Origin of the sequence: Paenibacillus sp. (assembly GCF_048976745.1) — a bacterium.
Classification (GTDB): Bacteria; Bacillota; Bacilli; order Paenibacillales; family Paenibacillaceae; genus Paenibacillus.
The window spans coordinates 547624-562757 of record NZ_JBHGUU010000005.1; the positions used below are offsets into that span (position 1 = coordinate 547624).

Annotated in this window: 13 protein-coding genes; 1 reads left to right on the forward strand and 12 read right to left on the reverse strand. The window is 43.7% G+C overall.

Features of this window, described 5'->3' with window-relative positions:
• Positions 1 to 58: 58 nt before the first annotated feature.
• The 3 genes from ACE3K2_RS06215 to ACE3K2_RS06225 all read right to left on the reverse strand — a co-directional run bounded on the left by ACE3K2_RS06215 (position 59) and on the right by ACE3K2_RS06225 (position 2919).
• Positions 59 to 697, reverse strand: coding sequence for a hypothetical protein (locus tag ACE3K2_RS06215; protein ID WP_421888027.1), 639 nt, complete (start codon positions 695 to 697; stop codon positions 59 to 61).
• Positions 694 to 1824 carry a WXG100 family type VII secretion target gene (locus tag ACE3K2_RS06220; RefSeq protein ID WP_421888029.1) on the reverse strand — a complete coding sequence of 377 codons (1131 nt, stop codon included), beginning with the start codon at positions 1822 to 1824 and terminating at the stop codon, positions 694 to 696. The genes ACE3K2_RS06215 and ACE3K2_RS06220 overlap by 4 nt, the downstream gene beginning before the upstream one ends.
• A gap of 579 nt (positions 1825 to 2403) precedes the next feature.
• The gene (locus ACE3K2_RS06225) at positions 2404 to 2919 is read right to left on the reverse strand and encodes a HEPN domain-containing protein (protein ID WP_421888032.1); all 516 of its coding nucleotides are present in this window, start codon (positions 2917 to 2919) and stop codon (positions 2404 to 2406) included.
• Between the two features lie 143 nt (positions 2920 to 3062).
• Between ACE3K2_RS06225 and ACE3K2_RS06230 the strand changes: the two genes are divergently transcribed.
• Positions 3063 to 3422: a helix-turn-helix domain-containing protein gene (locus ACE3K2_RS06230; RefSeq protein ID WP_421888035.1), complete on the forward strand. Its 360-nt coding sequence runs from the start codon at positions 3063 to 3065 to the stop codon at positions 3420 to 3422.
• A gap of 58 nt (positions 3423 to 3480) precedes the next feature.
• On the opposite strand, the gene ACE3K2_RS06235 is transcribed toward ACE3K2_RS06230, so the two are convergent.
• The 9 genes from ACE3K2_RS06235 to ACE3K2_RS06275 all read right to left on the reverse strand — a co-directional run bounded on the left by ACE3K2_RS06235 (position 3481) and on the right by ACE3K2_RS06275 (position 14909).
• Complete coding sequence (locus ACE3K2_RS06235; protein ID WP_421888038.1) at positions 3481 to 4215, reverse strand: restriction endonuclease; 735 nt, start codon at positions 4213 to 4215, stop codon at positions 3481 to 3483.
• 477 nt (positions 4216 to 4692) lie between these two features.
• Entirely contained in the window at positions 4693 to 5925 is a 1233-nt protein-coding gene (locus ACE3K2_RS06240; RefSeq protein ID WP_421888041.1) for an S-layer homology domain-containing protein, read from the reverse strand.
• A 22-nt stretch (positions 5926 to 5947) separates the two neighbouring features.
• Positions 5948 to 6238: a hypothetical protein gene (locus tag ACE3K2_RS06245; RefSeq protein WP_421888044.1), complete on the reverse strand. Its 291-nt coding sequence runs from the start codon at positions 6236 to 6238 to the stop codon at positions 5948 to 5950.
• A complete protein-coding gene (locus ACE3K2_RS06250; RefSeq protein ID WP_421888047.1) occupies positions 6238 to 7461 on the reverse strand; it encodes an S-layer homology domain-containing protein in 1224 nt (407 codons plus the stop codon). The genes ACE3K2_RS06245 and ACE3K2_RS06250 overlap by 1 nt, the downstream gene beginning before the upstream one ends.
• A gap of 737 nt (positions 7462 to 8198) precedes the next feature.
• Positions 8199 to 11336, reverse strand: a complete 3138-nt coding sequence (locus tag ACE3K2_RS06255; RefSeq protein ID WP_421888049.1) for a DUF3427 domain-containing protein — start codon at positions 11334 to 11336, stop codon at positions 8199 to 8201.
• A gap of 212 nt (positions 11337 to 11548) precedes the next feature.
• Entirely contained in the window at positions 11549 to 12028 is a 480-nt protein-coding gene (locus ACE3K2_RS06260) for a hypothetical protein (RefSeq protein WP_421888052.1), read from the reverse strand.
• An 18-nt stretch (positions 12029 to 12046) separates the two neighbouring features.
• Positions 12047 to 13300 carry a WXG100 family type VII secretion target gene (locus ACE3K2_RS06265; protein WP_421888055.1) on the reverse strand — a complete coding sequence of 418 codons (1254 nt, stop codon included), beginning with the start codon at positions 13298 to 13300 and terminating at the stop codon, positions 12047 to 12049.
• A gap of 255 nt (positions 13301 to 13555) precedes the next feature.
• Entirely contained in the window at positions 13556 to 13840 is a 285-nt protein-coding gene (locus ACE3K2_RS06270; RefSeq protein ID WP_310337843.1) for a DUF4183 domain-containing protein, read from the reverse strand.
• Positions 13841 to 13922: 82 nt separating this feature from the next.
• The gene (locus ACE3K2_RS06275) at positions 13923 to 14909 is read right to left on the reverse strand and encodes a DUF4183 domain-containing protein (RefSeq protein ID WP_421888058.1); all 987 of its coding nucleotides are present in this window, start codon (positions 14907 to 14909) and stop codon (positions 13923 to 13925) included.
• Positions 14910 to 15134 lie beyond the last annotated feature (225 nt).

Sequence of the window (15134 nt, forward strand, 5' to 3'; positions counted from 1 at the left end):
CATGTAAATACTTTTTTGACATTATGCCTCCCACTTGAGAGTTCATCCACCATTCCTGTTAAGTTGCGAAGTAATTACTGACAACTTCCGTTAATTCATCGTTTCCAAGTTCTATATTGGTAAGGTAGTACACAAAGAAGTCGTTAATATCTTCTTCTTGAAATAAACTCAAATATTTGAATGCAGTCCATAAAATATCATCTTCTGAATAAAGATCATCACTCAGCTTTGTTTTTGCAAACCGAATTACTTCCTTCGTATAAGTTCCACATTTAGCTCTTATAAATGCATTAAGGACAAAATGAATCTCATCTTGATTGTCACTCTCCAGAATATTTGTTATCTCAGAAGCTTCTAATTCTTCTAAGTATACTCTGGATTTGACTTGCTTGAATGCACGTAACGCTTTAGGTTCATCATTGTAGAAATCTTCCCAGAAGGTTAAATATGCAATTTCCTCGGGCAGTCTAGTAGATGATTGATTGGGCTTATTTAATACAATCCATTCACCACTAAGTTTGTCTGAGATCACATTAAATAGTGTCGCATCATAAGAAAGAATCCGATTAGCATCATTTTCAATTCTGTAATACTGCTCTCCAGACGGAATAGACTCTATTTCAAATACTGTATATTTTTTATCAATAGATATATCTATTTGCATCTCCGATTTATTTTTAAGTTGTACTCTCATCATCTCACTCCAGTTATGTTAAAGTTACCATCTAGATCAATGATCCAAAACAAGTCATCTTCGTCCTCCCTAAGCTTCCTAGGTTTGGATACTTTCAACTTCAAGTCAAAAGTGCTTAGCTCTCCAGTTTTTTGATTTTGGTAGAAGTGAACTTCTCCCTTTCCATAGGGAGTCTCATATTGTTGTTTGGATGTCATTTTTGCCCAATCCTCTATTTTACTACCATTGCTTGTTAACGTTTTTCTAGCCTTTTCATCCCATAGATTCTCGCCTCTAATTATAACTTCCGAATTGGACATCACATCTTTTTTTAGAAGAGTTTGTTTGTATTGAGTATACTGGTGCACATCTTGTGCTCCCCATCTCCCTCCGTTAGAACTCTTCATCACGTTATCAGAATTAGATGGATAACCTCCGGGTGATACTTCATGTTTAGAGTTCGGAAACTTCAATCCTTCTTTCGGAACCTTATAACCCTTATTATACGTTCCTGAGAAAGCCAACACGAGCTTAGCAGCCTGTAAACCTCCTATAGAAACTGCTGCTTGCCAAGCCGGTATGGATTCTCCAGTTACGGGATGATGACCTTCCTTAAATGCGCTGATCTGTTCATCATATATATCTCCACCACTAGACTCCGGTTGCTTTGGTCCAGCTCTCATTTCTTCATAACTGCCACCATTTTCCCAATACTTAACAAACTCCTTTTGCCCTGGCATCCCATCCTCCGCTTCACTGGCAGGCATGTTAACTCCAAACAAAGGATTATATACCATTCGTCGTTGCTCTTCTGGGTTACCTGTATTATGGTTGATCATTGTATGGGCAGCAATCTGTCCAGCAATGGCTCCCAAGCTCACCTGTTCCTGATCTGCTCGGTCGAATCTCTCGGCAATCGCGAACAGATCTTGGGATGACTTAACCATACTTTCCAGTGCTCGATCAAGTACTGAACGTGACTGCTGAAAATCATAGAAAAACCGTTCCTGCGTTGCTCCCGCCCACTGAGACTGGATGAATCCGATCCGTGCGGTCAGGTCATTACGTATACCCTCCAACTGTTGCCTACCCTGCTCGATCTGTCTGGATACATGCAGCAGCTGCTCTGGTGTTACTTTAATTGTACTCATATCATTCTCCGCCGTTAAAATTAGGATTTCACCATGTTAGCAGAAGCTTGGTGTATATACATCCTTCTAACATCCTGATTTTACCTTTCTCACCCTAACAATATCTCCAACAACGTACTTCATAGGTCCTAATTCAAAGGAAATCTTCTTAATCTCTTGATTTAATAGAAAACAATCCATAAACACACCAACGGGCACGCCGTCAACAATGCCGCTGTAAAACTGATCTGTGCCGCGACTCGTCCTCCGGTAAACTCTTGCCGTGAAAAGAACATCCAGATCGAGAGATACGTAGCGCCTAGTGGAAATGAAATTATCCCTTTAAACGTACTCGGTTCCATATACCCATGCATCATGCTTTTGCCGATTAGGATTAAAGTAACCAATTCCAATATAGATAATATGAATAACACGATAGCAATCACTCTTTTCAAAATGTACACCTACTTTCCAGACGCAAAGCAAAGAAAATCCTTTGTAATCTCTGCAACATATATCCTTTATTTGGATGATATCATCTTGTAAGCGTAACATAGATAAATCAAACAATTAACCGAAATGATCAATTAAAAAAATATCTTACTCTGATGAATCATCCTTCAATCGAGTGGCTAACTCGTCCAATATCTCTTCTGTTCGTTGAAGAAGCTTTTCGATGTTGTTCAGTCCTATTGGCTGGTCATGTAGATAATCTGCTTGGGATGACATATGTTGCATCGTACCGATGAACAAAGCGATATCCAATCCAGGTTCAGTGTCCGTATGCACTAAAGGCAAGATTACGTTCATGGTGAGTTCCTTGGGTGGATGAACTGAATGATACTTATGGATATATAGCGCCTTGATCATGGAGGCTAGAGCCCAATCGCAGAGAATGAGGCTGGCTTTGAACTGATTGTGATTACGCATGATGGTGGCAAGTTTGAGATGATACTTAGCATGTTGGTGATAGTCCAATATTGTGGTATGTAGCATGTGATAAGCAGGAGTTCGTTTGGATCTAGGTTGTGTGGAGATATCATGGTCTTGCAAACGTGGGGTAAAATCTACTTGGTGATTACAATGTGCTTCGGGTATGGACCAATTTCTTGCCATTGTCATCCCTCCAAAGAGTTAATACCAGTATTATACAATAAATATATACCCAAAGATATAATTTTATTAATATATACGATTTATATACTCATGTTTAGCCTCCGAAATCTTGTCTACACTTTTACATAGAGGGGGTGCATAGTTTGGATGATAGAAAAATTTTAAAATTAGTCGGTGCACGAATTAAAGTTTTAAGGAAAGATAAGGGACTATCACAGGAGGCACTTGGAGAAAAAGGTGGATTCCATTTTACATACATTGGACAAGTTGAACGCGGAGAGAAAAACGTTTCATTAATTAATCTTGGTAAAATTGCAGAGTCGTTGGATGTAAACGTTTCTCAACTTTTTGCTTATGTAAATGATGAAATTGAATTGACCGAGACGGATATTATGATTCAAGAAATAGTGGACATGTTGAGAGATGCATCTTTAGATAATATTCAGTTATCCAGGAACATTCTAAAAGAGATACTAAAGAGTAACGGAACAAATCAAAAATAGGCAAAGCAGCTGTTTAACTAGTTGCTTTGCCTTTGTTTTTTTCGTCATTTTCAATTACTCAGATAGCCTTCGTTTTTCGGCAATTCGGGAAATTGCTGCATCCCCAAAATTCCGATCCAGCTTTATTCTTGCGTTTGACCATTGCAGCACCACAACTGCACTTGATATTAGATACGGTTTTAGATAAAGAATGATCTCTCTTGGTCGTAGTAGTTTTTACTTTTCTATTGGAGGGTGTCCATTTCCCCCAACTGCGCAGCTTGCTGTCTACTAAACCTCCATGCCAATAATCCACTTTGAATTGATCGGCTTCTTTTCTTGCTGGACCCGTTAGATCAGATGTGGTCACGATCAGAGACAAAATACAGTCATGATTCCTTTTCGCACCTACCAGCTCACGAACCGTCATTACTTGCACCTTATTATGATCGGCATAACATTTGGCTTGGACTGCTGTTTTTTCACCGCGCTTATCCGTAATAACCAGATCTACTCCTCTATCTTTACCCCCAACGCCAACTTCTTTTACGGTATAACCGTTGTCTCTAAAATAGAGTGTAAGTAAACGTTCGAACTCTGCTCCGGTCATCTTATCTAGTGGTAAAGTTAGAATCACTTCGTCTGATCTGCACGTAGAGGAGGCACGATTAAATCCGCTACTCACAGCTTTTTTAGTAGTCTTTTTCTTCCGTGGGTTGGACTTTTTTCTTTTTTTCTTTTTAGAAGGCTGTAATAGTCCAGCAACGACTGATAATGTGATGATACCAATAACGAGCCATATTATTTCATTCATTCACTTATTCTCCTTAGATAGCATTCATACTTTTAAGCCGAATTTGCTGTTATCATATGTGGCCCCCTCCACGTCGCTCTTCTCATTTTCAACACTCGTATATGTATTCGACTCAAATGAACCTTTTATCAAATCTTTATATGTCTCAGCGCGAACTAACGATAGTACTGATTAGTAATAAAGAAGATTCGTCTCTAATTAACAATTTCAGTAGTATATCTTCGAATGAATTCTCCTATGCGTCTGCCATCGTATTCTCCCTCTCTTTACCTTAACTACATAACATAGAGGCTTAGCCACCGTACCGTAATTTCTCCTGTCTATTTTCTTCAACCGAATGTTTCATCTCTTTTTTAATTACCATACCTTAAAGGGATCACTTAAGAATGTCTCTCTAATGGAAATCACCTAGCATACTGCTCGATAGGAGCAGTATGCTGAGCCCGACAATCAGTAGTTGTGGTCGGATTTTTTTCATTAGCGCGTTCCCCGCATACTGAGAGGAATGGTTTCAGAGAACAGACTTCCACCCGCAGGGGTTTGCAAATGGATCTCCAAATTTCCGCTGGTTTGTACAGTTCCTGTTTTTGGAATGATTACGGCAGGGGTGTCAGTTCGGCTATTTCGATAAACGCGGGCGGTCATATTCAGCACACCTTTTTCTGTAAAGGCATCGTAATCAGGACTATCAAATCCATCGACCCGGAATTTCAAATAATCATAAGAGTTATATTTCTTAGGATCTTTGTTGAACACCGACCCACCTTTAAAATACAAAACGTAACTGTTTTTCTGATCCTTCACCATCAAGTTCGTGACATCAGGTCGGTTATTGAACCATTTGAGCGTATTGATTGGCGCAATCAACCTAAGATTTGGATCGTTAGGATCTGCCAGGTCAATAGCGACAAGAGCGTCCAGTTTACCTTGATACAGTCCATCTTTCGATGTGATCGTCATAAGCTTTTCGTTCCACATTTCTTCAACTGACGATTTACCTGCTTGTTTCCAATCGGATTCCGGAGTAACCCACATTTCAGGCATAACCGTGAAGATGTTCGTACCATGCCATGCGATTTCAGCACTACCGACCGCATATTTATCGACATCGAGGTAAGCTCCAGTATTTTTGGAGAGAAGGCGCTCGATCAGAACAACAGCCTGAGCACGTGTGGTCAGCCCTTTTGGAGCAAGCTGTCCTTTACCAACACCTTGGATCAGACCCGCTTTCGTTGCTAAGTACATCCATTTGTCATCCTCTTTTGTCGTTTCACCAATCGCACGAGCTGCCATACGGGCCATTTCATCGCACGTCATCACTTTGTTCCATCCAGCGTCGTTGTTTGAGAAATCGGCACTCGCATACAATTCAGCTTTGGTCGCGGAATCCACGTATGGAACGTACCATTTGCCAGAAGCGTCTTGTACATCAAGTTCCATAGCAGCAACGACCATTTTGGCGAATTCAGCACGCGTGACGCTAACATCGGGTTTAAATGTTCCATTTGTGTAACCATCGATGTATCCTTTCGATACAGCCTTTTGAACAGCGCTGTAAGCCCAGTGACTCGATTTAACGTCACTGAATTGCAAGGATGTTGCTGAAGCTACTGTAGCGGCTTGAACGTGTTGTACGGTGCTACCCAGCATGCCTACAGTAAGTACCGCTGCCAGCGCAATGCCGGCAATTTTAGTGAATTGTTTTCTCATGGGGGAGAACATACCTCTCTATTCATTTATCGTCATCATAGGCTTTAGCAGTTTTCTTCTTTAATTCGCAAGGAAAAATATCTATATCTAGCATTCCACTAATCGATATCGCTGCAGTTGGACTTTTACCAAAGCTGAGCGCAGTTCGGTATGGGTGAGGTTTAACGCCAGATTCACTATTATATACGATTTCTTTTTTGATCGGTTCGGCTTCAACTTTACCCTGTAACGGCAAAAAAACACCCAGTATACTGCTCGTTAGGAGCAGTATACTGAGTCCGACAAATTTTAAGCGTCGGCGGGGGATATTCATTACTGGATACCCCGTAGTCGAAGAATTACGCTATCACTTGCAAGGGAACCACTTGAAGGAGTTTCAAGTCTCACAACAAGATCATTACCTTTTTGGACAGTTCCAGACTTTGGAATGATCATAGCGGGGAGATCTTCTAAATTGTTTTGATAAACCATCGCGCTGCCGTTGAGGGTACGTTTGTAGTAAAACGCATCAAGATCAGGACTTTCAAAGCCATCCACCCGGAAAGTTAGTCGTTTTCGATCCAGATATTTATTCGATGCTTTGTTGTAAACTTGTCCACCTTTGAAATACAGGATATAGCTATTTTTTTGGTCTTTAACCATCAAATCAGTAATGCTAGGTCTATTATTTGACCATTTTAAAGTACTGATATTGGGTAGTAGGGATCGATTGGGATCGTTGGGATCAGCTAGGTCAATAGCAACAAGAGCGTCCAGTTTGCCTTGCCACAGTCCATCCTTCGATGTGAGCGTCATTTTACTTTCGTCCCACATTTCCTCAATGGAGGACTTACCAGCACGTTTCACATCGGATTCTGGAGTAACCCACATTTCTGGCATCACGGTGAAGATGTTCGTACCGTGCCATGCGATTTCAGCATTGCCGACCGCATATTTATCGACATCGAGGTTAGCTCCAGTATTTTTGGAGAGAATGCGCTCGATCAGAACAACAGCCTGCGCACGTGTAGTCAGTCCTTTTGGAGCAAGCTGTCCTTTACCAACACCTTGGATCAGGCCCGCTTTCGTTGCTAAGTACATCCATTTGTCATCCTCTTTTGTCGTTTCACCAATGGCACGAGCTGCCATACGGGCCATTTCATCACGCGTCATCACTTTGTTCCATCCAGCGTCGTTGTTTGAGAAATCGGCACTTGCATACAATCCAGCTTTGGTCGCGGAATTCACGTATGGAACGTACCATTTGCCAGAAGCGTCTTGTACATCAAGTTCCATAGCAGCAACGACCATTTTGGCGAATTCAGCCCGCGTGACGCTAACATCGGGTTTAAATGTTCCGTTTGTGTACCCATCGATGTATCCTTTCGATATAGCCTTTTGAACAGCGCTGTAAGCCCAGTGACTCGATTTAATGTCACTGAATTGCAAGAATGCTGCTGAAGCTACTGTAGCGGCTTGAACGTGTTGTACGGTGCTACTCAGCATGCCTACAGTAAGTGCTGCTGTCAGCATGGCTCCTGTGATTATCTTTTTCATTGGACTCTCTCCTTCTAATGAGGGGCTTTTGATTACAAAATGATGCGATAATTGTGATGATTTCTATAGTGAGAGACACTATTGCTTAAGTGATACTATTGGGTTAATAGAACCAGGTAACACAGTTGCCCTATCTGTATGACCCGTAACTTACAATGCACGTAATTAAAAAATCTAGCTAATAGCTCATCATTTGATAAGTATCCTTAGAAACCTTAACTTGTTAAGTAGCTTTTTAGATAATAATCCCACTATTGCAACTCTTATATTCCACATTTAAATTATAATCGTTGTATATCCAGTTATCTGAATTAGCTCAAAACTTATGTAGGTTGGTTAGCGCGCTCATATACTTCAATATCCTTTTCGTTATAGAACACTTCGAATATTTTGACTCCAGCAGCATAGGTAACATAAATATATCGGTTTATTCAATTACATTTTTTAGGAGATTTTTAATTTGAATAATTCTATTTAAGAGCAAAAACGTGATACATTCTTGTGATAACATAAGATCTTATAATAATAATTCATTATTTAATCGATGGAGCTTGATGAGTCGATAAAATATGGCAACAAATGCTCCTATTGTGATCACAAATAAAAAATGTCTCCAAAAAATATAAACATAGGTATCAAACAATTAAATTCAAGAAACAAAGCATAACTAACTATGAATTATTGATCTTGATGTTTGGAAAATTTCATTTCAAGAGATTTCCTTATTGTTATCATGCTCAAACAATACACTTATTCGCCACTGCCACCATCTTCGCAGGCATCTCTTCCCGTAACCGCCATACAAAGCTCATCGGCTTATTCCCCTCGTTACTCACATAATCGGCTTCGCCCAGAAAGACAAATGGAGACGTATAGCCATGCTCCTCCTTATACTCCCTTACGAACAGCACAATCCGGTTTCCTGTCTCGCGGTGATGGATATACCGCTGCGCCGTAACCGTATGCTCCGACACTCGGCTCTGTGTCTGCCAGTGGAATAGACGCTCGTTGATCGCATAGTCCTCGTACAGCGTAGATGGTGAGAAATCTTTGTCTGATTTGTTCAGCGTAATGAAGAAGATATCCGTTTTCTCATCTGTAAAATACTTCACGCCTTCACGGAAGGCAGGCGATTGCTCAGCGTTCCAATAACCGAAGGCGGCAAGCACTTGGTCGATGGAGTACATACAGTGGATATCTAGTGGACAAGTGTACGGGAACGAATTGCTTTTATCCACAAATCGCAGATGAGCCAGATTATATTTGAAAATATCCACAAGCTCTGCTCGGAATGCTTCACAAGACAGCACACGCTGTACCCCCTCTTCGATGCTGCTCAACCCTAGTTTCTCAAGTGCGGCCCGGTGGAAAGTGTAATAGAACATAATTAACATGCGCTGTTCATCAGCGTTGGTCGGTTCTTCGCCTTTTTCAATGTAGTCAATCAGGAACGTTAGCCAGCTTCGGGAGTTGATCGTCAGCACAGATGGCAGTCTGCGGATATACTCATCCTGCTCACTCTCGATTGGTTCTGTCAGTCCGGCTTCGGCCAACAGTCCGCGGAAATACCTTTTCCCCGTGCGTCCGCCATAGAATTCGTATAGTGTCATCCCGTGATGTTCCACAAAATGAGCCAAAGTCAGCGGCAGTCCGGTGTCTTGCTGGAACGTTTGAAGCTTCTGGATCAACGCTCTGCGATTACGACTCATCTGCTTGAGGTTGCGCATGACGTATTCCTTCGCTTGCTTTTCCAATTGAATGAACGTGCCGCGTGGTAAGTTCGAAAAGCCATTCTCGACGTAGTACGAGATGGAATGTTTAGTAGCGCCGATCAGGGCGCGGAATTTATCCTGGAACCTGTATTCCTGATGCGCTTGTCCGATGAAATCGAGCACGGTTAGGCACTCTTTGCCATCCGCCATCCGTAGTCCACGTCCCAACTGTTGCAGGAATACGGTCAGACTCTCGGTAGGACGCAGGAATAGAATGGTGTTCACCTCAGGGATATCCACGCCCTCATTGTACAGATCCACGACAAAGATCATGCGCAGTTCCCCGTTCACCAGCTGTCCTTTCGCAGAATGACGTTCCTGTTCGCTCGACCCGCCATGCAGGGCTATGGACCGAATGCCGACTTCGTTAAATATTTTTGCCATATACATCGCATGATCCACCCCTACGCAGAACCCAAGCCCCTTCACATCGTCCAGATCGGTTACGTATTTGTTCAGACTTTGGATGATCTGGTTGGCACGGATTTTGTTATGAGTATAGAGCTTCTCCAGTTCGTTCAGATCGTAGCCTTTACGCGACCACTTCACCTGGGACAGATCGACCGAATCGGTGACGCCAAAATATTGAAAAGGACTCAGTAGCTTCCTGTCAATGGCATCGGTTAGACGGATCTCGGCGGCAATCGTATGATCGAAGTAGGCGGTAATGTCTTTGCCATCCATCCGTTCAGGCGTCGCGGTGAGTCCCAGCAAAATCTTCGGTTCGTAATGGGACAACAGCTTCTGGTATGAAGGTGCAGCCGCATGATGGAATTCATCCACAATGATGTAATCGTAATAATCTGGACTGGTGATCTCCGTCAGCTTCATGGAGTTAAGACTCTGAATACTAACAAACAGGTAGTCCAGCGCCTCCGCCCGTTGATTCCCGACATGCAGCTCACCAAAATTCATATCCTTCAGGATATACCGGAACGTGTCCCGACTTTGCTTCAAGATTTCTTCCCGATGGGCGACAAAAAGCAGCTTGGCTCCCGCATGGCTTGCCCGGAATCGCTTGTAGTCGAAGGCAGAGATGACCGTTTTGCCGACACCTGTGGCGGCGACGATCAGGTTGCGGGTTCGTCCATACAGCGTACGCTCGGCGTGAAGCTGCTCCAGCACTTCTTTTTGATAATCGTAAGGCTGGATGTCGAGGTGAAATTCGTTTGGGTGATCTTTTTTACGATTCAGAGCTGCCTTCAACTGTGCCTCATGTCCTTCATCCTCAGCCACATATCGCGTAAATTCGCGGTCATTCCAGTAGCTCTCAAAGGTCGCTTCAATCTTGCGCAACACATCGAGTGAATCTTTCTCTGTCACCTTGAGGTTCCACTCCATACCACTGGTCAGCGCCGGGTTGGACAGGTTGGAGGAGCCGACATAGGCGGTGGTGAATCCAGTATCACGGTGGAAAATGTACGTTTTGGCGTGCAGCCGAGTTACTTTGGTATCATACGAAATCTGGATCTCTGTGTTAGGTAGTTTGCTAAGTTCAGTAATAGCCTTGAGGTCGGTTGCCTCCATATAGGTGGTCGTGATGATCCGTAGTTTCCCACCGCCCGCTGTGAATTGTTGAAGCTGTTCCAGTAGCAGGCGAATCCCACTGAATTTGATAAATGACACCAACCAATCGATCCGATCGGCGGTCATGATCTCCTTTTGCAACTCCAATAACATACTCGGTTCTGATTTCGCACCTGTGAATAAAGAGCTTTGGGAGATCGGCGTATCTGGACGAACGATTCGGGTATCCCGGACTGCACGAATGCTGTTCAGCTTGGAATACACATGGGTCAACACTTCCCCCTGCTCATCCAGTTGCAGTTCGTTGTACTCTTCTTCCCCCAGTGTGCCTTTCAGCGTAGCAATAATCTCATTACATGTTCGGATCTGCGCCAACACTGCTGTCTTATCTTCTGTCTGTTCCCTCACAATCTTGAGCGCTCGCCTTGTCACTGCCGCCAAATACGTAGACAGCAGCTTGCGCGCTTCCTCTGCATCCAGCTTCTCGGTCCCAATGTTATACACATCCGGGTCCAGCGCTGAAATCTCCTGTCTGGTGATGGTGTTGATAAGCTGTTCATATATACCTTGTTTCATGAATGTACCTCGTGTGGTGTAGGATGGTTGTAGATAGTTCTTTATGTATATGATGAGCTGCAAGTTGTTTCTTCTATATTATCGACCAATTGGTGGAAGATTTCATTAGTTGTTTGATTTCATAGGAAAAAGCACCTCTACTTTTGGTTTGGTAGAAGTGCTTTTCTATGAATACGATTATGCGAAATATTAACCTAATGATCTACAGATTATTATATATCAATCGGATCTTTCTCAACAAATTTTTCATACCAATTGTTTAATGGAAAATGTGAGACTTGTATAATCTCTAGAGAGAGTGGTTTGATGGTAAAAGAGCCCCCCCGTTCAAAAAGTATAATTAACGGTTCATATATGTCTAGATACTGGCTGATGCTCGGAGTATTCTCTGCGTACTTCGCCAACTGTAGATAGTATTCGAATATTCTTTTCACATATGAGTTTTGATTCAAATACGCAACAGCCTCCGAACTGCAATAAGCTGAAATATCTAATTCCTCTTCTTGATCTCCTAGCAGTTTCGCCACATTTGTAAATGCAGGTGGCATAGGCTTCAGCTGCTCCGCTTTATAAAATTGAGCCATTCTTCTGAGAAATTCATATCCGAGTTTAGTATCCTCCTCAGAGATAACAGTACCTACTAAGGCCCAATTTATATTATTTATTTTGGATACTGCATTTTCCAATAACATTTTATTTCACCTCAACATTTAGTAATCAATCTTATCATCGTAGTACTTACCAAAATCCTTACTAGGATCGTAACCTGGAAAAGGCGGAGGATTGGGAGCTGTTACAGCAGCTTTATCATGAGCATTTTTCTCTGTATCTATTTTAAATGTCTCTAATTCCGCGCTCCAAGTCGACCGATCCCTCAGGGGCATTCCTTCACTCATTAACTCTTTTTCTCTTAATTCATGATTCGCTAATGTTTTAAACCAATCCTTCTCAGCTTCATTAAGATCACCGTTTTGAGCTTTCTTCCAAGCATATGCTATATCCCCGTCGGCTTGAAAGTAGTTTTCTTTATACGGTTTACCTTCTATGGACAAATTATAAGTGCTCAAGAATAGATGTCTTTTCATGTTAGTAACTTGCTCTTCTGTCAGCCCTGTATTTTTAGCAACAATAGGTACATCTTCAATTCCTTTTGTTCTAATTTCAATATAATTTCTTTCAAGATACGCCTGAAATCCATCTTTAGGAGGCGTAATATATTTCTTCATTTCTCCGGGGTCTGTAATAAACGTAAATTCTTTGTTAGGTGAGCCATTCTCCCCATGCTCCTTCTTGCCTCCACCAGATCCACCCAGATCGGTATGCTTATCATCCATCGAACGAAAGGCTTTGCCAAACAATACATACGCCAGAGCCTGACCTGTCATCGCCCCACCGTAATATCCTGCTCCACTCTCATCAATCTGCTTCTTCTGCTCATCCACAAATTGCTCTATATCTGACCTCGCGGTCCCCGTACCCCAGGCCGCATCCCATGCGAACCCAATGCCACGCCCAACGTCTACAACTTTCCCCACGGTCATCGCATATGCCACACTACCTAATGTACTGAACGGGTTATCGAAGAAAGCTTCTGCTGTCTGCCCCATTCCCGTTATTGTTTCTCCTATGGATTTATCAAGCAGCCCTACAGCGAAATTTCGCTTTAGTTCTTCTGGGATGTACAACGCCACCTCGCCTGAGCCATCCGTTGTTCTGAAGTTCCTCGCGATAAACGTAAACTCATTCTGGATCTTGTCCAACAGCCCGAGTGTAGTCGGGAACACTTCTTTTGCCTGCATAAAATCCCAGAAGAAACGCTCTCCTGTCACACCTGACCAATCAGATTGCAACATATAGATGGATTTCTCCAGTTCCCAGACCATTCGCTCCAGTTCCTGTTTCTTCTGCTGGACCAATCGAGCTTTCTCGTCCAACACATCGGGATGTACCTGAATACGTTGCATCCTATCTTCACCGCCAACCTGACCGTAGTTTATGTACCTAAATTTTAACAAGTGAGAAGGAGGATTGGAATCAAACGGAAGGATCATTTCCTCAGAGGTTATACGGTAGTTGAGCAACATCCTTGGGTAACTATTTTTGCACATTAATGCATGGATGAATGCGATTGAGTCGACTGGGTAGCTTGTACAAAAAGAACGACTTCTATCACGGATAGAAGTCGCACAAGATAATGGTACAGCATGATTAAATCTTCTTTAAGACACTACAAATTGTACGACAATTGGCGTCCCCGCATTTAATGCATCTCCCCCGGGAATTGTAATTGTAGTCGTTGTAGCCGAGGAAGTATCTGCTGTTTGCATAAGGCCATTAATATAGAGATTGTAGTAGTTGTAGGTGCCTGGGAATGCGGTTGCAGCTACCCCAGCGTCGTTGGTAAAAGCTGTTGCAGCAATGGCAAACGTTGCCCCAGTACCGGTTCCATCACCAATAGTCGCAGCAAATCTTAAACTGTTCTGAAATGGTGTCACAAGTGGCATGTTTCTCACCTCCTACCTAACATAGTATATGTGGTAGGTTTGAGAGTAGTGAAGGCAAAGGAACCAGTAACTAAAACCAACTTTAACCATTTATTATATTGGCTGTTATTATAATTATCTCGATAATGACAGGTGTCCCTGCAAAGATCACACCGTTTTGTGACGAAAAAAACAACAACCTCTCCGCACTTACATTATATGAGTTTCCCTGCTGAACAATCCCGTTGATATATAGATTGTTAAAACTGTTAAGTCCAATTCCGGCAAATTCAGTTATGCTGCCGCCATCATCATTTGTGAATGCTGTGGCAGGAAGTATAACTGAGGCCGACAAATCCAGATCGGTGTCCGGAAAATAGAAGTAGCGGTTTGCCGTAGGAATGATTTCAATTCCGGGTACGCTGCCCGGCGGACCTTGCTCACCTGGGGGACCCGTTGGTCCTTGGACTCCGGGAGTTCCCGGTTCACCTTGAGGGCCTGCGGGCCCCTGTGCTCCCGGAACTCCCGGTTGACCAGGCTCACCTTGGGGCCCTGCGGGACCTTGCGCCCCGGGAACTCCGGGTTGACCCGGTTCACCCTGAGGGCCTGCGGGACCATGCGCTCCCGGAACCCCCCGGTGACCCGGTTCACCCTGAGGGCCTGCGGGGCCCTGTGCTCCCGGTACTCCCGGTTGACCCGGCTCACCCTGAGGGCCTGCGGGGCCCTGTGCTCCCGGAATTCCCGGTTGACCCGGCTCACCCTGAGGGCCTGCGGGACCCTGTGCTCCCGGAACTCCCGGTTGACCCGGATCACCTTGCGGGCCAACAGGACCCTGCGCTCCGGGAAGCCCTTGTTGACCCAGCCCGCCGTGAGGGCCAACGGGACCTTGCGCTCCGGGAACTCCCGGTTGACCCGGATCGCCGGGAGATCCGGCGGGGCCTTGGGCACCTGCCACACCTTGTGTTCCAGGGAGACTCACACTCTTACATTCATGTTGTCTCGACGGAGCGAGCAGGGGGCCCGGCTCACAACATACCGGGTTGCTGCCTCCCCCTCTCGGTAATACAATGACTTTTTTGTCACGGGACATTTTCTGTGATCTTAATGGACGCTTCAGGGAACAGCGTTTTCTCCGATAAGACCCACGGATAATATGGCATTTCTTTCGTTTTCCCAAGTGTTTGTTTCTGCATTTTGGCTTAGAACGACTGGTCCTTAACCGCTTGAGGGTGGCAGTCCTCTTGTTCAGATACTTCAAAATGGTCATCTCCTTAGGCCAAGACACACAGTATATATGCCCTATACTATGTCCTTA